Annotated in this window: 19 protein-coding genes; 11 read left to right on the forward strand and 8 right to left on the reverse strand. The window is 47.5% G+C overall.

Features of this window, described 5'->3' with window-relative positions:
• Window positions 1-296: 296 nt before the first annotated feature.
• Entirely contained in the window at window positions 297-2915 is a 2619-nt protein-coding gene (locus SFV55_RS16580; protein WP_320030644.1) for a VPS10 domain-containing protein, read from the reverse strand.
• Between the two features lie 267 nt (window positions 2916-3182).
• On the opposite strand from SFV55_RS16580, the gene SFV55_RS16585 reads away from it, so the two are divergent.
• Window positions 3183-4328, forward strand: coding sequence for a PDDEXK nuclease domain-containing protein (locus tag SFV55_RS16585; RefSeq protein WP_320030645.1), 1146 nt, complete (start codon window positions 3183-3185; stop codon window positions 4326-4328).
• A 116-nt stretch (window positions 4329-4444) separates the two neighbouring features.
• On the opposite strand, the gene SFV55_RS16590 is transcribed toward SFV55_RS16585, so the two are convergent.
• Complete coding sequence (locus SFV55_RS16590; protein ID WP_320030646.1) at window positions 4445-6013, reverse strand: hypothetical protein; 1569 nt, start codon at window positions 6011-6013, stop codon at window positions 4445-4447.
• A 112-nt stretch (window positions 6014-6125) separates the two neighbouring features.
• On the opposite strand from SFV55_RS16590, the gene msrA reads away from it, so the two are divergent.
• The gene (msrA, locus tag SFV55_RS16595) at window positions 6126-6797 is read left to right on the forward strand and encodes a peptide-methionine (S)-S-oxide reductase MsrA (RefSeq protein WP_320030647.1); all 672 of its coding nucleotides are present in this window, start codon (window positions 6126-6128) and stop codon (window positions 6795-6797) included.
• A 51-nt stretch (window positions 6798-6848) separates the two neighbouring features.
• Here the strand turns inward: msrA and SFV55_RS16600 are convergent, their stop codons facing one another.
• Window positions 6849-7319 carry an AraC family transcriptional regulator gene (locus SFV55_RS16600; RefSeq protein ID WP_320030648.1) on the reverse strand — a complete coding sequence of 157 codons (471 nt, stop codon included), beginning with the start codon at window positions 7317-7319 and terminating at the stop codon, window positions 6849-6851.
• Window positions 7320-7401: 82 nt separating this feature from the next.
• The gene (locus SFV55_RS16605) at window positions 7402-8271 is read right to left on the reverse strand and encodes a tetratricopeptide repeat protein (protein ID WP_320030649.1); all 870 of its coding nucleotides are present in this window, start codon (window positions 8269-8271) and stop codon (window positions 7402-7404) included.
• Between the two features lie 196 nt (window positions 8272-8467).
• Here SFV55_RS16605 and SFV55_RS16610 point away from each other — a divergent pair, with 196 nt between their 5' ends.
• A complete protein-coding gene (locus SFV55_RS16610; RefSeq protein ID WP_320030650.1) occupies window positions 8468-9646 on the forward strand; it encodes a geranylgeranyl reductase family protein in 1179 nt (392 codons plus the stop codon).
• Window positions 9647-9694: 48 nt separating this feature from the next.
• Here the strand turns inward: SFV55_RS16610 and SFV55_RS16615 are convergent, their stop codons facing one another.
• Complete coding sequence (locus SFV55_RS16615) at window positions 9695-10414, reverse strand: SH3 domain-containing protein (protein WP_320030651.1); 720 nt, start codon at window positions 10412-10414, stop codon at window positions 9695-9697.
• A gap of 237 nt (window positions 10415-10651) precedes the next feature.
• Here SFV55_RS16615 and SFV55_RS16620 point away from each other — a divergent pair, with 237 nt between their 5' ends.
• Complete coding sequence (locus SFV55_RS16620; RefSeq protein ID WP_320030652.1) at window positions 10652-11026, forward strand: hypothetical protein; 375 nt, start codon at window positions 10652-10654, stop codon at window positions 11024-11026.
• Between the two features lie 190 nt (window positions 11027-11216).
• On the forward strand, window positions 11217-11765 hold the full coding sequence (locus SFV55_RS16625) for a hypothetical protein (protein ID WP_320030653.1): 549 nt from the start codon (window positions 11217-11219) through the stop codon (window positions 11763-11765).
• A 6-nt stretch (window positions 11766-11771) separates the two neighbouring features.
• On the opposite strand, the gene SFV55_RS16630 is transcribed toward SFV55_RS16625, so the two are convergent.
• On the reverse strand, window positions 11772-12392 hold the full coding sequence (locus tag SFV55_RS16630) for a flavin reductase family protein (RefSeq protein ID WP_320030654.1): 621 nt from the start codon (window positions 12390-12392) through the stop codon (window positions 11772-11774).
• An 89-nt stretch (window positions 12393-12481) separates the two neighbouring features.
• Window positions 12482-12895: a DoxX family protein gene (locus SFV55_RS16635; RefSeq protein ID WP_320030655.1), complete on the reverse strand. Its 414-nt coding sequence runs from the start codon at window positions 12893-12895 to the stop codon at window positions 12482-12484.
• 114 nt (window positions 12896-13009) lie between these two features.
• Between SFV55_RS16635 and SFV55_RS16640 the strand changes: the two genes are divergently transcribed.
• From SFV55_RS16640 to SFV55_RS16665, 6 genes are all read left to right on the forward strand, one after another.
• Window positions 13010-14146, forward strand: coding sequence for a hypothetical protein (locus tag SFV55_RS16640; protein ID WP_320030656.1), 1137 nt, complete (start codon window positions 13010-13012; stop codon window positions 14144-14146).
• Window positions 14147-14302: 156 nt separating this feature from the next.
• Window positions 14303-14815, forward strand: coding sequence for a gluconate 2-dehydrogenase subunit 3 family protein (locus tag SFV55_RS16645; RefSeq protein WP_320030657.1), 513 nt, complete (start codon window positions 14303-14305; stop codon window positions 14813-14815).
• Between the two features lie 48 nt (window positions 14816-14863).
• Entirely contained in the window at window positions 14864-16582 is a 1719-nt protein-coding gene (locus SFV55_RS16650; protein ID WP_320030658.1) for a GMC family oxidoreductase, read from the forward strand.
• A gap of 128 nt (window positions 16583-16710) precedes the next feature.
• Window positions 16711-17124 carry an element excision factor XisH family protein gene (locus SFV55_RS16655; protein ID WP_320030659.1) on the forward strand — a complete coding sequence of 138 codons (414 nt, stop codon included), beginning with the start codon at window positions 16711-16713 and terminating at the stop codon, window positions 17122-17124.
• Window positions 17112-17450, forward strand: coding sequence for a XisI protein (locus tag SFV55_RS16660; RefSeq protein ID WP_320030660.1), 339 nt, complete (start codon window positions 17112-17114; stop codon window positions 17448-17450). The genes SFV55_RS16655 and SFV55_RS16660 overlap by 13 nt, the downstream gene beginning before the upstream one ends.
• A gap of 84 nt (window positions 17451-17534) precedes the next feature.
• A complete protein-coding gene (locus SFV55_RS16665; protein ID WP_320030661.1) occupies window positions 17535-18488 on the forward strand; it encodes a nucleoside hydrolase in 954 nt (317 codons plus the stop codon).
• 166 nt (window positions 18489-18654) lie between these two features.
• Here the strand turns inward: SFV55_RS16665 and SFV55_RS16670 are convergent, their stop codons facing one another.
• On the reverse strand, window positions 18655-19752 hold the full coding sequence (locus SFV55_RS16670) for a M12 family metallopeptidase (RefSeq protein WP_320030662.1): 1098 nt from the start codon (window positions 19750-19752) through the stop codon (window positions 18655-18657).
• Between the last annotated feature and the right edge of the window lie 278 nt (window positions 19753-20030).

Consider the following 20030-nt stretch of genomic DNA (forward strand, 5'->3'; position numbering starts at 1 on the left):
GGAAAGTGGCTTTGACTGCGGTCATGCATAAACTGGCTCGACAGATTTTTGGTGTTGTAAAATCTGGGATGGACTTTGATCCCAAATTTACAATTCAAAAAAATTGTGTCTGAAAACTTGCTTTTGATCACAGTTCATCCGTGCTGCTATTATTGTCGCTTTGGTATGGAGAAAAAGGAATAATGATTTTTTTGAGTGAATAATGGGGGCTGAGTCTTGGAGTTCGCGACTATACAAATCAGACCAAAATTGTGTCCTAATTGTAGCTCATTTAAACAAAGCACCAAAAGCAAGAATTAGCGCTCTATTTTGTAGGGCGACACCCCCTCCACCACCACGAAAGGTCGCTGCAAATCACGCTCCCCATCCGACAGCACCATCTGGTACGTTCCAGCCCTCAAAAACCGCTCATAATGCACAAAATACGGATAATCACTGCTCTGCTTGCTGAATACCAGATCCCAGCGGTATTGATTAAGACCCTTCTGACCCGCCAGGGGCATTTTCCAAAGTTCCTTACCCGTTCCATCTCGCAAGGAGAGCGTCACCGACTTGGAGCGACCCAACCAAAACGTAATGGGCGTTTTTTCCACCGTCCGGTAATCGGGTTCCCCGCCCAAAGAATTGTGCCAGGGCCTTCTGGCTGCTGGAATCTCAAAAAGGTGATCCTGCTCAGGGGACAAAGTTCCCGCCGCCAGTGCCTGTAGCGGGCGCAAATTCAGTTTATACAAACCTCTGCCATGCGTGGCTACAATCAAATCCATCGACTCCCCGTGAATTTCCAGGTCAGCTACCGCAGCGGCGGGTAGATTTTTTCCCAACAAAGACCAGGTATTGCCCCGGTCAAGCGACACATACAAGCCCCGCAGTGTGCCTACATACAAGACATTGGGCTGCAGGGGGTCCTCCAAAACCACATTCACCGGCTCATCTGGCAAACCAGCAGCGATGCTTTTCCAGTTTGCTCCGTCATCTTCGGAAACGTATAAGTAACTGTGCAAATCATCGTAGTTGAGCCCTGTCATAGCGAGGTAAACCCGCGATTGGACAAAACGAGAAGGGCAAATGCTGCGGATGTAGTTGTTGGCCAAACCCAAAGAATGTTCTTCCCAACTTGCACCATCGTTTTTGCTGACCCAAAAAGCCCCTTTGTCCGTCCCCGCGTACAACAAACCTTTGTTCAATCGTGATTCAACCAGGGCTCCTGCGGCGAAAGACTTTTTCGCGGGGATTGCCGAGAGTGCCAGATTGGGGCTGATTACTTTCCAGGTGTCACCTCTATCTTGACTTTTGAAGATGAAATTCCCACCGTGGTAAAGCGTTTGACCCTGGTGTGGCGAGATAAAATAGGGGGCGATGTAATTAAAATTCAGGGTATCCTTACTGCTTTTGGGCAAGTCCGGTTGGATGGAATGGGTGGTATCAGCGCGACGATCCAGGCGGATGGCCGCACCATGCTGCATGCTGTAGTAGACGATGTTGCCGTCACTGGGGTCTACCTGGCTCACACAACCGTCGCCGCCATCCCAGGGGTCAATCCAGACGTATTTCCAGGAGTCTGGAAAACGGGGCTTGAGTTCAGTAGGTGGACCATACACCGTGGCGTCATCCTGGGTGCCGCCATAGATGACGTAGTTCTTTTGATCGATGGTGATGTCGTAAAATTCTCCGGTCGGGATGTTGTTGTAGTGCATCCAGGTTTGCCCCTTGTCGTAACTCAGGTAAAAACCGCCGTCATTGCCCACCGCCATGTGTTGCGGGTTTTGGGGATTGATCCACAATTCGCACTGGTCAAGGTGCAGCCCTTGCGCCAGACTGGGGTTCATGTGTGTAACCTTGCCACCGATGAAATCAAAGGTTTTCCCGCCATCCAAGCTGTGCGCCAGGCGTACGCCCAAACAAAAAACTTCGTCGTCGTTTTTGGGATTGACATACACATCGGTGAAGTACCAGCCGATACCGGGAAAAATTTTGAAAGGGCCAGCATGGGTTTTGCTCCAGCTAAGGCCACCGTCGGTGGTTTTGTACAACTCGGCTGCTTCGTCGCGGGCATTGTTCAGGTTGTCCATCAGGGCATAGGCTTTGGCAGGGTTGGACTGCGAAACGGCCAGTCCGATCCGACCTACCTTTGGGCCGGATGGCAAACCTTTAGTGCAGGCCGTCCAGCTTTTACCCCCGTCGGAGCTGCGGTACACCCCACTGTTCTTACCACTAATTCCGGGATAGACCTCCCACAGGGTGGCGTACATGATGAGCGGATTGCTGGGTGAAATGACAATGTCATTGGCACCGGTTATCTCGTCTTTGTAGAGTACCTTTTCCCAGGTTTTACCCCCATTGAGGGTGCGGAACAAACCACGGTTGGGGTTTTTAGACCACAAATGCCCCAGAACTGCTACAAAAACGATGTTGGGATCCTTGGGATGGATGGCGATTTCGGCAATGGCCCAGGAATCTTCGAGCCCAATGTGTTGCCAGGTTTTGCCAGCATCAGCGGATCGGTACATGCCCGTGCCCGGCAAGGTAAAATTGCGGGGCTTTTTGAGGTTTTCCCCGGTACCCAGGTAGATGATGGAAGGATTGGAAGGGGCAAGCTCCACATCGCCGATGCTAAAAGACGAGTGCCCCTCAAAGATCGGATTCCAGTCAACTCCGTGATTGACCGTTTTCCACAAACTACCCGAGCCAAACCCTACGTACATGGTACCGGGATGGCTGGGATCCACTTGCACTACATCAGCGCGGGCGGAGTTGAGCATCGGACCGATGGGCACCCAATCGAGCCCGAAGGTGCTGGTATTTTTTAGAGATTGGTACTGGGCAAAGGAGGCCTCCAGCGGGGAACGTGCTTGTTGGGCAAACCCAGTGAGGAAACTGAGGCACAAAGGCACAAAAAAGAGTATAACTCGGCGCATGCGGTGGTGTTTTTTGTGAAAATAACACCGGATTTTGGAAATACCGCAGGATTAGGAATTGTGGGGGCAAAAAATATTCGGTGGGAGCAGGATTGCTGTTTTTCGTAGGCGTGACCTCTTACCTTTAAACAATATCGTGGATAGGGATTTTGGTCCCCTTTCCAGATGTATTTTTGTTTTTTTTAAATTAAAAGTTTAAAATAATTTTCAAATATTAATTTAATGTTTTAAATTCATGCTTTCATCAAACACCTATTTTAATTACCTATGGATTTTACCACCCTCCAACAAATACTTCTCCACCTTGAAGATGGTTTTCGACTGGAAGCGGGCAGATCTGTCAACCGCTACATGACCGTACGCAATTGGCTGATGGGCTTTTACATCGTCGAATTTGAACAAAACGGGGAAGATCGGGCGAAGTATGGGGCGAAGTTGATTCGAAGCCTTACCGACTCAATAAATCGTCCAGGGCTTTCTTTTTCGAATCTAAAACTATTCAAACAGTTTTATCTGGCATATCGTCGTATCGGCCATAAAGCATTTGAAACTTTGAATGCTTTACAAATTGGCCAGACGTCTGGCCAATTCCAACTAATTGACAATCATTTGCTTGAAATTGGGCAGACGTCTGCCCAATCTTACGAAACCGATCCTGAGCTGCTCCTCAACCGCTTGTCATTTTCCCATATTACCCTCATCCTGCAGTTTGATGAACCAGTAAAAAGGGCATTTTATGAGATCGAAAGCATCAAAGGCGGCTGGGGTGTGCGCGAGTTAAAGCGGCAGATAGATTCGGCTTTGTTTGAGCGCACGGGGCTTTCTACCGATAAAAACGCGTTATTGGACCGCGTGCATCAGGGTGCCGCACCATTTAGCCCGGAAGATTTTATCCGCTCTCCTTTTGTGTTTGAGTTTCTTGGCTTGCCCATTGGGGATAACATTCAAGAACGTGATTTGGAAAAGGCGCTACTCGACCATTTACAGCTATTTCTGCTCGAACTTGGTCGCGGTTTCTGCTTTGAGGCTAGGCAGAAGCGGATGCTCATTGGGTCGGAATGGTACAAAGTTGACCTTGTTTTTTACCATCGCTTGCTTAAATGCCATGTGTTAATTGACCTAAAAAACGAGCCTTTCAAACTTGAACATGCGGGCCAGATGAACGGGTACGTCAACTTTTATAAGGAAAATGAGCAGCAAACTGACGATAACCCACCTATCGGTATTTTGCTCTGTACTGCAAAACATGAAACAGTAGTGCGTTTCGCACTCGGCGGCTTAGATGAGTGCATTTTTGTGAGTCAATACAAACTCCATCTACCCGCCGAGCAGGAACTGGAAGCCTTTTTAGAACACGAAAAAGTACAGATGGACATGGCTAGGCGGCGTAAACCACGAAAAAGATCGGGATAATTGGGATATCCCCACCGCCTCAAGCATTCTCATCGCTTAAAATCTACTTACCAATTGGCCGAACTAAGATCAGAAATCAAAGCGTTAAAAGACCTTGTCCAGTCGAAGCCACGGACTTAGCCCCCCTTCAGCGTCACCCGTACCACCTCGCCCGGCTTCACCCTCAACTTACAATACGAATAAACCCGTCCTGACTGGTCTTTGCCTTGTCGACACACCTTTTTCACCCCATTCACCCAAGCCTGTTGGTGTACCCCTGGGAAGCCAGCTTGCCAGTTCAGCGAGGCATCTCCCGCTTGCAAGCGAAGGGTAGAAGTGTGGTTTGCTTCCTGTTTGAGGGCTAACAGCGACTGGCCGATGCGGATGTTTTCCAGGCCAAGGTAGTCGATCTCCGCTGGTAGGTGCGACAAGGTGCTCAGGGCATGCGCACTGGCCTGTGGTGTGATCCCCAACAAGTCGACGACCGTGTTGCGAATCAGCACGTACGATACTTCGGGATAATCTCCATTCCGGCCCGTTGCCGATTGGTAGCTGTGCTGCTGGTTTAAGCGGGTGATGATGTGTTTCATCCATTTCCAGGCGGTTTCATTCTGTTGGTGCAGGAAAAAGGTTTCGGGAATGTAGCTGATGGCTTCGATGTTGTCGGGAATATCGTCTTTGGATTCAAGGCGTTGGTTGATAAAATCGAGGTACAGTTGGGTGCGCGGTACATTGCCCTCGGTCAAGCCCTTCATGGGCATGAACCAGGAGTTTTCTTTGCCCCATCCATCCACTGCTTTCCCATCTGCGGTGTAGCCGCGATTGTAGGTATTTGTGTTTTTGGTGCCCCAGTTTTGGTTGAAAAACGTTTTCAGGTCTGCGGCCTTTTTTGCAAATAATTTGGCCAGTTTGGTTTCGCCCCGCAGGGCCGCCATTTGAGCATAGGCCTCAAAAGCTTTGAATTGGCAAGCGATTCCATCGCCCGATTCGATCAAAGGAGCATCCTGGGCTTCATTGTAGGAGGCGGCACCCTGAAAAATGCCCTTGCCAGTGCCCTCAGCAATGCCATTGGGCAATTGTTGATCGTGTAGAGCAATAAAATCGGTAACCGCTTTGGAGCAGTACTGCCAAATCACTTCATCTTTGAGGTAGCGCTCGTCGCCAGTCCACAAATACAATTCATACGCTTTTTCGACCAGTTCAAACGTTGCGGGCACCTCCCGTACAAAGTTCTCATTGCCCCGGTAATCCAGCAGGAATGGCGCGCCATTAAAGTTGATGGCCCACAATGGGAACCATTTTTTGCCCTCGTCAGCCGAAGCTGCAAAAGCTTTCAACATCGTAAAATTCTCCTCCTGTAAGCCCAGCAGATGGGCGCCGATGAGTTGGTGACAAAAATCGCGGGAATAAAACGCCGACCTTTTGGGGTAACCCGCCCAATAAGTGGGTAGATAAGGAACATTACCTGATCCTGCGCCCCGTTCCCAGACATCCAAGGGGCCAGTTTTTCCGGTTTGTACATAAAACCGAGCCTTTTCTTTGGCCCAATTAAAAGCATCAAGTAATTCCTGTTGGGAAGATTGGATGAGCAAATCTGGCTGAGCAAAGGGAGGCTGAGTAGTGCGATTGTAGCTGTTTTGAGCAAAACAATCCAGGGAAATCCCTAATATACACACCAGTAAAATGAGCAAACAGGCCTTATTCATGCTTTTAGGTTTGTGGCAGTTTTACCAGCCAAGATAAGCAACCTTAAACCATTTCAACCCCTACCCTGTTACCCTTAAACCACAAATCAACTTTCACCCAAAGCAAAAATCAATGAAAACGATCCATATTCTACTGTGCTTCCCCATTTTTTTGGCTCTAACCTCTTGCGGACAGAAACAAGGTTATCCAACGACGGTACGGGCCACTACCAAAGTCCCCTCCGCTGAATTGGCCAAATACCATACGGCAGTTTTTGCAGCGGGCTGTTTTTGGTGTGAAGAAGCAGTATTCGAAAGCATCAATGGGGTGGCCGAAGTCATTTCCGGTTATGCTGGCGGTACCACCCAAAATCCGACCTACGAGCAATCCAATACCGGTACAACCGGCCACGCAGAATCGGTGGAAGTGTATTACGATAGCACGGTGATCGATTACAAAACCTTACTGCGGGTGTATTTTGCCTCAGGGGATCTGACCCAGGTGAATGGCCAGGGACCGGACATGGGATCGCAATACCGTTCCATCATTTTTTACAAAAACCCGGTAGAAAAAGCCATGGTGGAAGAGTACATCGCTACGCTCAACGCTTCAAAAAAATACAAGCGACCCATTTCGGTGGAGGTCGCTGCATTTACCAAATTTTGGGTGGCGGAAGACTACCACCAAGACTATGTGCAACACCATCCTGAAAGTTCCTATGTGCAGCACGAGTCCATTCCAAGGCTGATGCGCGCACAGGCGCAGTTGAGCGACCTCCTCAAACCAGGGAAAGTGCAACATTGATTGCTTTATGGGCGGGATGAGCGCTTTGCGCCTTAGCGCATGTCTGAAATTTCACCTATCCAAGTCCTGTACCATTCGCCTTCGATACTCCCCAGGCGTCAGTCCTACGAATTTCACAAAACAATTGCTGAAATGGCTTTGGTCATAAAAGCCACTTTCCAAGGCGATTTGGACTAAAGGTAAATCTGTGCTGGTCATCAGTTCTTTGGCGTTTTGGATGCGCAGGGTAATCAGGTAATTGATCGGTGATAGTCCAGTATATTGTTTGAACTGGCGCAGGAGATTGAACTTGTCACAATTGAAACGTGTGCACAACTCATCCAGGCAGATTTTGTCTTTTACATGCTGGCCGAGGTAAATTTTGATTTGTTCAAAAATGACCTCCTGGGTGGTTTCGTTTGTAGGGCTATGCTTAGGCCTAAGCGGCTTGGTATGGTGGGCATAAAAAGCCGCTTGCTGCTTGGGCTTACCTACCAGCAAGCGACTTTGATGAGTTGATATAGAGTGTGAGTGTTGAGCCATAAGTGCTGATTTTGAGCTAATCTAGCACATCCATGTCGTGCACCAAGCCGCAAAACCAGCGATTAACAGGCACTTAACTTCCTTATTGAATCATTAACAATTTTTTGTACTTGTTGCGGGTTTCTTCCACATTGTGGTCTAATTTGAGGGCTTGTTCAAAAAAAGCGAGGGCACGTTCCTTGTTGCCATTTTTTAAATAGCCATCGCCCAAGCTGTCGTAAACATTGGCCGAATTGGGGTGTAGGGCTACATTGATTCGAAAAACGCTGAGGGCCGCTTTTTCATGGCCACTGTTCAGCAGATAATAAGCAGCTGCGTTGAGTTCAGTTTCTCCTGAAATCTTGTGCCGGATTTGATTGGCCAGGCCGAGGTAGCTGACGTTTTCATCAGCCAACAAACCTTCTTTGAGCCATTTGTTGAGGTAGGTGTAACTGTGGTAATTGGGCGTATAGGCTTCTTTGCGCAGGATTTTGAGCAAGTCTCGTTCCAGGCTCTCCACGGGTGACTCATTGATGCGGTTGAGTTCCACCCCATTTTCGTAAACGATCAAGGTGGGCACTCTGAAGGCAAACAAGCCCCGGTCTTCGCGGCCCGGACTTTGTTTGTAGGTGCTATCGGCATTGTCGACGGCAATGAGGGTGATTTTTGCAGCTGGCAAAGCAAGCTGATCCAGCACTTTCATCATTCTGGGCAATTCTCTTCTACTATCGCCACACCAGGTGCCAAAAACGATTTTGATGCTGAGGGAAGCCGTATTTTGTTGTTTGAGTTGGGTCGTGATGCCTGGATTGGGCGTATAGTTTTGGTAGCCCGGATTGTACCAGCTGGCATAAGGCGCCTGCTGTAGCGCATTGAGGCCAACAAGGCCTAACAATTTTGGCTCAGGAGCGCTTTGGGCAAAAATAGCAGTGGCAAGCAGGCAAAAAAGAGTGTGCAAAAAAATGGTTTTCATGTTTCTCGGATTGAAAAAGGCGGTGCCTGGGTGCAGTGAGCTTGCAACCCAAGATGCCAGGGTGAATGAATAATTGCTCGGCTCAAATATTCATGCACAGCATCCGGAGAGTCTTGGAAGATATTGCAGTTTTTCCTAACGAATTGTTAACCCAAAATGGAAGGAAGTCTATTACTTTAGCGGCCAATTCAAGTCAATGACCAAGAGCTACCAATCTCCCCATCCCCACTTCGACGTCATCATCATCGGCGCAGGCCCTGCTGGTGCTACCTGTGCTTTACAACTGCGTCATTCCAATTTAAATGTTCTCTTGATTGACAAAGCCAGCTTCCCCCGCTCCAAAACCTGCGGCGATGCCATCACCGGGCGTTCCATCAAGACCCTGTATCGTTGTTGCCCTGAGCTGGTGGAACAATTTCGCGCCTTCCCTCAAAAAACGGAGATCAAACAGACTCGCCTGCACATCAATTCCCACAAACCCGTCGACATCCATTGGGTCAATGAGGCCTATTGTTGTCGGAGGACTGATTTTGACTATGCCCTCTTGCAAGGAGTGCGGCAATATGCGCCCAATGTGCAGGTTTTAGAAGGATTTCAGGTAGATGACATTGTTCAGGACGATGCAGTTCCTGGAAGGTTCCTGGTTGGCAATTCCAGCCAACAACGTTATTTCAGCACCCAATTCCTGGTCGGCAGCGACGGTACTCAATCCATCGTCAGCAAAAAACTGACAAGTACCCGGTTGGATCAAAACCACCACGCTGGAGCTGTGCGTGCCTATTTCAGCGGGGTCAAGGGCTTGCATTTGAACCGTACCGAAGTATTTGTTTTGCCTGAATTTATGCCTGGTTATTTTTGGGTTTTCCCCTTGTCAGAAGATACGGCCAATGTGGGTTTTGGGATGTTGACACGCAGCATTGCCCGGCAAAAAGTCAATTTAAAAGATGCTGTATCTGCTTTCATTCAGGCTTCTCCTGAACTCAGGGGCCGTTTTGCTGGAAGCACCCAGTTGGGGAAGCTGGAGGGTTTTGGCCTGGCTTTGGGCTCGCGGCGTGTCCCCATGTCGGGGGACCATTTTTTGTTGATTGGTGATGCGGCATCGCTGATCGATCCTGCCTCTGGAGAGGGCATCAGCAATGCCATTGTGAGTGGAAAAGTGGCGGCTGAAACGATTGTTGTGGCCTTTAAAAAGCAGGACTTTAGCGCTGATTTTTTAAAAAGCTATGAAAAAAAATTGTTCAAAATCATTGGGAAGGAGTTAAAAACCAGCACCATTCTGCTGCGCAGTTTTTATTTTGCACCAATATTGTTAGATTTTGCAGCCTATTTAATGGCGAGTCCATTTTTTAAACGTTTAGCTAAAAAGTTAATGTAAAAAATGGACCAGTCCAATGCCCAAGGACAAGACACCAGTCCATTTTACTCAATCCGCGTGCTGCATCACCAAATTCACAATGCCGTTTTTGACCGATACGTACATCGCCGACATTTCGTCTCCACTCATCAGCGAGATAACACCTTTACTGATTGTTGATTTGACGTTTTCCTCATCTTCCATCCACATCGCCTTGCCAATCAGGTAAGCTTCCTCGACAGTTATACCTGGATTGAAGCGAATGGTATAAGAAGAGCCGCCTTCACCCATGTCGACTTCCACTTCAGCACCATTGGTGTACGCCACCTTATAGCGATCATAACGAGTTTCTCCTTTGGGCAGATTTACCTTAGCCCCTTTGGCCGGGGAGTGCATTTTCAGGTAGCGCTCCTGGATGGTGCCAACGTCAGAATCGTCGTCGTTGGGCAAACTACCCGGTGTTTTGTATTTAGATAGGTAGCCGTCGAACACAAAACCGGTTTTGCCATTAGCAGTTTTTACTTTCACCCAAAACCCCTTGATGGTGAATCCTGGAAATACGGTCACTGAGTGAGCAGTTTTTTTGAGGCCTTCGGCTTGGACTATCAGTAAGGAACCATACTCTACGGTCAGGATTTTTGTACCTGTTGGTGAGGCTGTTTCGCGCAGAATCAGCCCACTGGCTGCGTGTACGGTTAATTTGTCTCCTGCGGCATAAGTGCCGATGGAAAAGGCAAAAGATGGCAGCAAGATCAGTGTCAAGAACAAAAAAAGTGCATTGTTTTTCATGTGTTACACAAACTTAATTAGGTTGGCAATAGCATTTCGGATATGAATGCTTGGGGGGAAAGCAAGCGCATAAATTTACAAGCTTTTTGTAAAGTAGTAGCTAAGGTAACCCAAAATAGCTAATCACCTAAGCCCTTGACTTTGAATGATTTTTAACGTATTTTTATGCCCGATTACTCCTTGCGAAAGTCTAAATTCCTTCACCTCATTTGTTTTACATAACTTAAAAATACACCTATGAATCCATTCTTGCGTTTTTTGACTCTTGCCTTCTTGCTTTCTCCCTTGAGTCTGATGGCTCAAAGTCCTGTTGGCTCCTGGAAATTGTCCGTTCCTGATGACAAAGGCAACATGATTCCTCTTAAGGTAGACATTTCTGACCAAGGGACCTACACCCTCGATTTTGGCGCTGATGGCTCTGTTGAAACCAAAGGAAAATACACCATGGACGGGGCAAAAATGACTGTTCAGGATATCGAAGGTTCCGATTGCGCCGGAGCAGGGGTGTACACCCTCAAAGTTGAAGGTGACACTTTGACCATGACCAGAGTAAGTGACCCTTGCACCAATCGTGGCGGCCCTGAAGGAGTAATTGTAATGAAAAAGGGGTGAATCTTTTAATTGATTAATCTTTAAAGTTGAATAAAAGACAGGCCGGTTGAATGTATTCAGCTGGCCTGTTTTTTGTATAGTGAGGTTTAAGGAGAGTTAGAAAAAAGCCAGTACCTCTATTGACAAAAAGCAGGTTTTCTTCAGCTTAAAAGTCAGTGCATCACCAATTGACTCGTCGTTTTTTTACAGCATGAAAAATGGCATACTAAGTTTGTTGTTACTGGCTTGTGTTGGCCTTTGTCGAGGCCAAGAAGCTGTAGAACCTAGATTCAACGTCGGGTTTGAACTAGACGCGCTTCCCTACCTCACTGGCGGGTACTTTATCGCTGGCTGGGCTGGTCAAGGCCATTGGCGTTGCCGGGTTTTGACTGCCAATGTCAATAAGCCGGATTGGAGCACGCCTGAAGGTTTTAGCAAACATCATGTCGCGGCCTATGCTGCCGTATTTGACGTTTTTTTGAAACCAGGCTGGCAGGGCTGGTGGATTGGTGCTGGGCCAGTGTATTGGCAGAGCCGCATTCAAACCGATGCCCGGATCCAAACCGCTCATTTTAACAACTTCCTCTTGAATGGCAGTTTGGGGTATAACCTGAAAGTGGGCAAACAATTTTACCTCTCACCCTGGGCGGGTTTGAGCATGCGGATTGCTGGCAACCGCGATGTTCCTGTAGACCAACAATTGTTCACCTTGCCCCTGTTTAACCCTGAAGCTTCGCTGAAACTGGGTTTTCATTTTTAAGGGTGACTAAACTCGTGCATAGGGTAAGCGCGCAACCTGTTCTGTACGATAGTAAGTATCCAAACCACTTACCGCCACTGTGCCTGCCCCTTGCAAGTCCAGGTTGCCTTTTTCATCCAAACAATCATCCGGCAAAATCAGCTCCAACACCTTACCAATGATCAAAATGGTATTGTTCGCCTTGATGTAGTACTCTTCCACGTATCCCAAGCCCATTTTGATATTGGACTCAGCTACAAAAGGTGCTGCAATACCTTCGCGCCACTCAGGCGTAAGCCCCACTGCGCTGAACTCAGAAACACCATCGGGATAACTGGCTGAAGTTTGGTGCGCCGCCTGGACGATGTTTTCCTGCACATGATTGAGGGTAAAAAACCGAGAATGTTGGATATTTTGATAGGTGTGCCGGGTTGTTTTTAAATCGCCGTCTATCGGGCGGGTTACGATACCAATCAAAGGGGGTGCAGAACCAATGTGTACTGCTGAAGAAAAAATGGCCAGATTGGGTACCCCATCCGGGCCTACACTGCCCACCAGGTTGCCACTTTTAAAGCCAGTAATGGCATTGATTAAGGTCAAGCGAGGAATCCGGGGCAGTTTTTCGATGTCTGGTAGTGAAAGGATCATAGTCGTGAACTTAGCTTATAGCGAAGCAATGTCTGTTTGGAAACGGAGATAGGAACAAGCAATATGAATAAATGTTTTTGAAATTATAATCATTTTTTGGACCCAAACAAAATCCCATCCAAACTCCATTTTCCTCCTCCAGCAAACAAAAATAACACCCCGAACATCACGAACATAAAGGGATGTTGGTCCTCATACCAAAACTTCCCATGTCCGATAAAAAAGGTAATGTAGGCCAGGGTTCCCATACAAATCAACGCACCCACCCTGGTGAACAGTCCAAGTGTAAGCAAAATACCCGCCACAAACTCTGAACCTTTGCCGAGATAAACCAGCCAGGTTCCCGACGGGCCTTTAAAATTTTCCCATTCAAGATACCCTTGCATCAGCTTGGCATCAAAAACCTCATAGCCGTGGTAAATCAGCAGCAAACCGAGGGTGATGCGCAGGATAGCAAGTATAGTATCGAGATAGATGGGCGAAGCAGAGAAAAAAGACTGCATGATTTGAAGGATTTATTGGCAAAAGTTAATGCGTAGTTACAAGGTACAACATTGTAGAATACACTGGATTGAACCTTTGCTAAAATTAATGTACATTCCCATAAATTTCGCCAAATGACCTATAGCCAATCAACCCCGTTCAGCTTTATTATTTTTCTGTTTTTTTGTACCTGTATCCTAAGCAGTACAGAAAAATGCAACCAACCCGGTGCAACACTCAATAGTACCGACCTCGCTAAACCTGTGGATGAACTTCTCTTCAGCCACATCAAAGGACTGGGAGACATCTACGCCAAAGGCGGAATCTGGAAGGGTTATGCCTATCATACTTACCGCCAACACCTTGTCCATTTTACAGAAAAAGGACCCGACCGCGCTTTTGTGATCAATCCACCCACTCCGCCCAAAGGTGCCATCCGACTGGATGCCCAAGAAGGTAAAGGGTTGGTGGTTTACCGTTACGACCTGCGCATGAAAGAGGCATACGATCTCGTTTTTGGCCCCGAAGGCAATGGCACCTTTGAATTTACCTTCGACATCGAGGGCACCAACTATTACCTTCAGGCCTATTCCGACGACCTGGCAGAAGAATCGGGCGACACCTCGCGAGCAGTATCTTTTTCCACCCATGAACTGTTTCACCGCTATCAGGACAATTGGGAAGAGGTGCCCGGATCCAAGCAGGATTTTGACAATTTCCCCTTGACCGTTGAGTTACTGGAACTCCAAATTCTTTGCCAGGAAATCATGAAAGAGTTGCCCAGCTACCCCACTGAGATTTCCGCCTTAAAGAAGATTTTGCGCCAATACGTGGCCATCCGCAGCAAAGAAATGGAGCTGGACCCCACACCCGATCAGCTGATCCGCAACCATGAATTGTACCAGGAACAAATGGAGGGTTCACCCAAATACATCGAAACCATGGGCAACCTGCAGTTTTTTACGCAATCTACCGTGCCTGTCCATTTCAGCTATTCCATTTTTGAGTTTTCAATCGAAACCAAAGCTGAGGTAAGAGGCATGATGGGACAGTCGGTGTATTACGGCACGGGGTCTGGTGCCATTTATATCCTCGATCGCCTCGGCGTAAACATCGAAGCGATGGAACAGGGTAAAACGCCTTATGACCTCGCCAATGCCTACCTGAACATGAGCAAATGGGAGCAAGATCAAGCTTTGCGGGAAGCAAAAACGATCAAAAACTGGCCGGAGATTCAGGCGAAAGCACGAGAATGGATGGCTTTGAAATAGGCATATAAAAATTTGGCAAATTGGGATTAACACATCCTTTTTATGTCCCAGAATTGAACTTTTTGTAATTTTCCCCGGCGAATCAGCACTTTGATCACCCGACACCAGGCTGATTCCTTTTTCAACCATGTTCCTATTACGATCAAAATCAACACCATGAAAAGACGTGCTGCAATGAAAAGCCTGGGGGTTGCCCTCGGTGGCCTGGTTGCACTCCCCGCCTGGGCCAACAATTGGACGCCCGAATCCGTTGGTTCTGCCCATTTTTCGGCTGCAGCCGATGAAGCCTTGCTGGCCGAGATTGTGGAAACCTTCATTCCCGAAACCAACACCCCTGGCGCCAAATCGCTCAAAGTACAGCAGTTTGTACAACGGATGATTCAGGACTGTTACGATGACAAAGCCAAGGCCACTTTTCAGCAGGGTTTGACCCAAACCGATACCCTGGCGCAACAAACCTACAGCAAAACTTTTGTACAATGTGATGGCAAACAACGCATTGAGTTGTTGAAAAAAATGAGCAATGATGCGAGCAGCAAAGCTTTCATTGGTCTGGTCAAAAATCTAACCATTCGCGGCTACACCAATTCGGAGTACTATTTGGTGAACATTGCCAAATTCACCTTGGTACCTGGTTTTTACCACGGCTGTGTACCAGTTAAGCAGTAGGCACCAGTCATTTTTATTTTTTGTTAACACCCAAATCAGACGCAAACAATGTCTAACCTCACCATAGATTCCATCAAAAAACGCAGCTTCGATGCCATTGTCGTTGGTTCGGGCATCAGCGGCGGCTGGTCGGCCAAGGAGCTGACTGGCAAGGGCCTGAAAACCCTACTCCTGGAGCGCGGCCCCAATGTGGAGCACATTGTGGATTACCCTACCACCAATATGAACCCCTGGGAATTTGAGCACGGCGGCCAGATTACCAAGGAGATGCGCGATGCCAATCCCATTGCCAGCCGTTGTTATGCGTTTACTGAGAGCGCGGCTCACTTTTTTGTCAAAGATGCTGAGCATCCCTATATCCAGGAAAAGCCCTTCGACTGGATTCGGGGTTATCAGGTGGGCGGAAAATCGCTGATGTGGGCTAGAGGTACGCAGCGCTGGTCTCAATACGATTTTGATGGCCCAGCCCGTGACGGATTTGCGGTGGAATGGCCGATTACCTACGCGGAACTGGCACCTTGGTACAGCTATGTAGAGATTTTTGCGGGCATTTCCGGCAACAAAGATGGCTTAGCCCAATTGCCAGACGGGGAGTTTTTGCCGCCACACGAGCAATCCTGCGTGGAAAAACACTTCACCCAAACGATGGCCAAAAAATACAACGGCACCCGCCCCATCATCATTGGCCGCTGTGCACACCTGACTCAGCCACAACCCATCCACCTGCAACAAGGTCGGGGCAAATGCCAGCACCGCAACATCTGTGAGCGCGGGTGCCCCTTTGGTGGCTATTTCAGCAGCAACTCTTCGACCATCCCTTGGGCGAAAAAAACCGGAAAATTGACCTTGCAGCCCAATTCGGTAGTGCATTCCATCATTTTTGATGAAAAGAAAAACAAGGCAACCGGCGTGCGGGTAGTGGATGCCAACACCAAAGAGATGACGGAATACTATGCCAAAATCATCTTCGTGAATGCGGCTACGCTGAATACCAACCTGATTTTGTTGAACTCCAAATCCAATCGTTTCCCCAATGGTTTAGGCAACGACAATGGCTTGTTGGGCAAATACATCGCCTTCCACAATTTCCGCACCACCATCTCGGGTGAATACGAAGGTATGCTGGACAGCACTACGGCGGGCAGTCGCCCCAATGGCAGCTACATTCCGCGTTTCCGCAACGTGTTCAAGCAGGAAACTGACTTCTTGCGGGGTTACGCCGCTGGTTTCAGCGCCAGCCGCATGACCTACAATGATACCTCTGGAATCGGTGAAGACTTGAAAAACAGTTTGTCGGTCAAAAAATACGGCAATTGGCGAGTAGGCTCCCACATGATGGGCGAAACCATTCCAAAGGAAAGCAACTACGTGGCCCTGGATGGCAAACAGACCGACGCCTGGGGTGTGCCGTTGCTGAAAGTATCGGTGGCCTACGACGACAACGACGAAAAAATGATCAAAGACTTCCACGAACAACTCACGGAGATGTACACGACAGCTGGGTTTACCAACATCCGTACCCACGATGTGCCCAGCAAGGCACCTGGCCTGGATATTCACGAGATGGGTGGTGTACGCATGGGCAAAGACCCCAAAACCTCCCTGCTCAACAAGTGGAACCAGCTACACGAATGCAAAAACGTGTTCGTAACGGATGGTGCCTGCATGACTACGAACTCGACGCAGAACCCTTCGCTGACCTTTATGGCGATTACAGCAAGAGCGGCGAATAATGCGGTGGAGGAGTTGAAGAAGCGGAATTTGTAGGAGAATTTCTCACGGTCAGGTATAACTAACCTGGATTACCCAGGGATTGAACAGAAGTTCAATCCCTGTTGTTTGATAAGTTTGAAATTTAAAGGTAAACCCTTATTTTTGTAGGAAGGTGTACTTGAATGGCTAGAGATAAAATTCACAACGCGGTCAAAAATTCGCTGATCAAAGATGGTTGGACAATAACAGACGACCCACTTGTTCTATTGCCTAATGAAGAAAACATCAGTATCGACCTGGGAGCCGAAAAAATCTTACTGGCCGAAAAAGGGCTCGAAAAAATTGCAGTAGAAATTAAGACCTTTGATCAACCATCTTTAATGTACGAATTTCATCGGGCAATTGGCCAGTACATTGATTATGAAAGTGCACTTATTGAGGCAAATGAAGAACGTTTGCTATTCATGGCCGTATCGAAATTGATTTACCCGCGGCTTTTAAATAGCAAAGTCATTAAACGATCAATTAAACGCATGGGGATGCGGGTAATTGTCGTGGATATTGAAAATGAAACCATTGAATCATGGGAACAATAAATCAGCATCAAAAGGCTGTACTTGAAGTACTTGAGGAGTATCGTCAACAGTTTCATTTGAGCAGCCAGAATATTCGGAACCAAATTCTTGTTGACGAGAAAAATCACCATTATCAATTTTTGTGGATGGGTTGGAAAGGAACTGACCACGTATTTAATGTGGCATTTCATATCGACCTGATCGATGATAAGATATGGATTCAACAGGATAATACTGAAATAGGGGTTGCAAATTTATTGGTGGAAAAAGGTATTCCCAAGTCAAAAATTGTTTTGGCTTATTTCCCTGAAGGACATCGGGTATATACAGAATACGCGGTTGCATAAAGTTATTATTGTAATCCAAACCTATTATTGGATAATCCAATCTAGTGGAGTAATTTGTAGGTTAAAAATTCACCTACACCACTTATGAGATACTCTACGCTACTCATTTTTTTGTTGTTTTGGTTTTGTGCCCAATCCCAAAACGCCACCCGACAAAAAGTCATCTTCGACTGCGACCTCGGCGATGACATCGACGACGCCTTCGCCCTGGCCATGCTCCTGACCAACCAGGACAAGGTGGACATCCTGGGTATCACCACCTGTTACGGCCGCACCAATGACCGGGCCACCCTGGCCCTCAAGTTTTTGTATGAAATGGGTCAGGAAAAAATTCCCGTGTACATGGGCCGCAACACATCTGCTACGAGCGAACGCGCCAATTGGTACGCAGAGCAGTTTTATTGGGCGCAAGGTTTTTCCAAACTCCAACCCAACAAACAAGGTGCAGCTGATTTCATCCTGGAAAGCCTTAAAAAGTACCCCAATGAAGTGGTGATCATTTCGGTGGGGCCCGTTACCAATCTGGGAGATGTGTTGCAAAAAGACCCCAACGCGCTGAAGATGGCCAAAAAAATCTACGCCATGTTCGGTTCTTTTTACGTGAGTTATAGTGGGTATCCCACTCCGGAAGCGGAATGGAACGTCAAATGCGACATTGAAGCCGCTAAAAAATTTGTCAACTCGGGGGCCGATATAGCCTACGCCGGGCTGGACATTACCGCCTTTGTCAAACTCGACAAAACCAAACGCGACCTCCTCCTGATGCGCCAATCCCCGCTGACCAATGCGCTTTCGGGTTTATACGTCCTGTGGGGCAATGAGACCCCTACCCTATTCGATCCGGTCGCCATTGGGATGTTGTTGTATCCTGATTTATTTAAAACCAAAAAAGTCAATGTGAGTGTGGACGACAAAGGCTTCACGAAGGTAGATGAAAGCAAAACGCCAAATGCCGAGGTAGGCGTCTACATCAATACGAATGAGTTCGTTAGTCGGGTGATGAAAGGGTATTTGTTGCAGAATATGGGGCGGAATTGAGTGGGAGTTTTTTTGAGTGAAGAGTTAAGAATACATGACTTTAGAATTTAGAAGTGGGCTACCGCAGCGACCTTGACCATGACTGTGTCTAAATCGCTGCGGCAGCCCACTTCTAAATTCTAAAGTCATGTATTCGGAAATCTTAACTCAAAAGAGTCAACATACTCTAATAAACCATCAACGACCCCGACCCTGCCACTTCAGCATAGTACAGGCGCACTCGAATGATGTATTCCCGGCCCTGAATGAGCCGCAGTTGAATTTTGGAATTTAACCCTGTGCCGCTGTCGTCATCTCCAGCGAGGTAAACTTCTTCCGTAGCCGTTTTTTCAAAAAGCACCATCAAAGTGTCCATTTTCCCAAAGGTCTCAATGGTGTATTTGCGGGAAGCGCTGGGTTTGAAGCGGAAGTTTTTTTGCTCGCCTTCTCCGATGTTAAACGACTGTGAGGCCGAAACTTTGAGTTCAGTGTAATCACTGGTCGTAAGCGGAGGATAGAATTTTTTCATAAACTCCTTGTCCTTGCTGGACAACCCACCCGCTGGATTGATGCCATTTCTGTAAGCAGCAGGCTCCAGAATCAGGCCCGCTTCAAAAGGGTAATGCATGATGGAGTTGGGGTCATGCGTAGAACCCGTCACTTCATCGGCTGGAATTTTCCGGATGATGTTGAAAAAGGTGGTCTGCCGATCCCATTGGTTGGGTGGTGCAGCAAGGGCATCGTAAACGGCCTCTTCATCCCACACAATGCCCGCATTGGGGTTTTGGTGTTCGTGTGGCGCCCCCAGGGTATGACCGATTTCGTGCAAGGCCGTATCGAGGTCATTGCTGATGTCCCAACCAAAATTCATGGTTCTTTCATTGGGCGAGCTGGCAATGTCAATGACGTCCCTGCCCACGTATGACCAGGCACCATCGCCTCTTTTGAAGCCGATCCTTACCTGAGCCTGGTTTTTGTCGTTGGTTTCTTCAAATTCCAGGCCGATACCTAAATCTTTCCAGATTTTGAAGGCTTGTTTTACGGTGTTTTTCTGCGCTGTTGAGCCTTTCCAGGAACTTGGAGAGCCATCACTCGGTCCATTGAAAAAGTAGTACTTTAATTTGGTGCCATTGACCCATTTTCGGTCCGTAACCAGAATCATCCGCTGCCGGTTAGGGCTTACATCTGGTTCGAATTTACGTTCCGGGAGAGGAATCATGGAGCAATAGTGAGGATGGGTGCCTCCTTCATTGGAGGATGTGGGTTTTGATGTTTTTTTTGCCATGAGAAAAAGAAGATTTAACTGTGGCGAAAGGTGGGAATTCACCCGGTTTAAAAAGTGATTTGGATAGGTTGCAAATGTAGGGGGTTTAAGGGAGGGAGTCAATAGAAGAAGGGATTCGGTTTCAATTATTTAATGAGATGCCTATCTCTCACAATTTGAAGCCACTAGCTGTGTAGGCATTACTATTTTTAATAAAAAAACTGAACTCGGTGAGATTTTTTTTAAAACTCATCCTTAATTACTATCTTTTCCTGATCATTTGAAACCTCATACCAACT

Source organism: Haliscomenobacter sp., from assembly GCF_033763495.1.
Classification (GTDB): Bacteria; Bacteroidota; Bacteroidia; order Chitinophagales; family Saprospiraceae; genus Haliscomenobacter.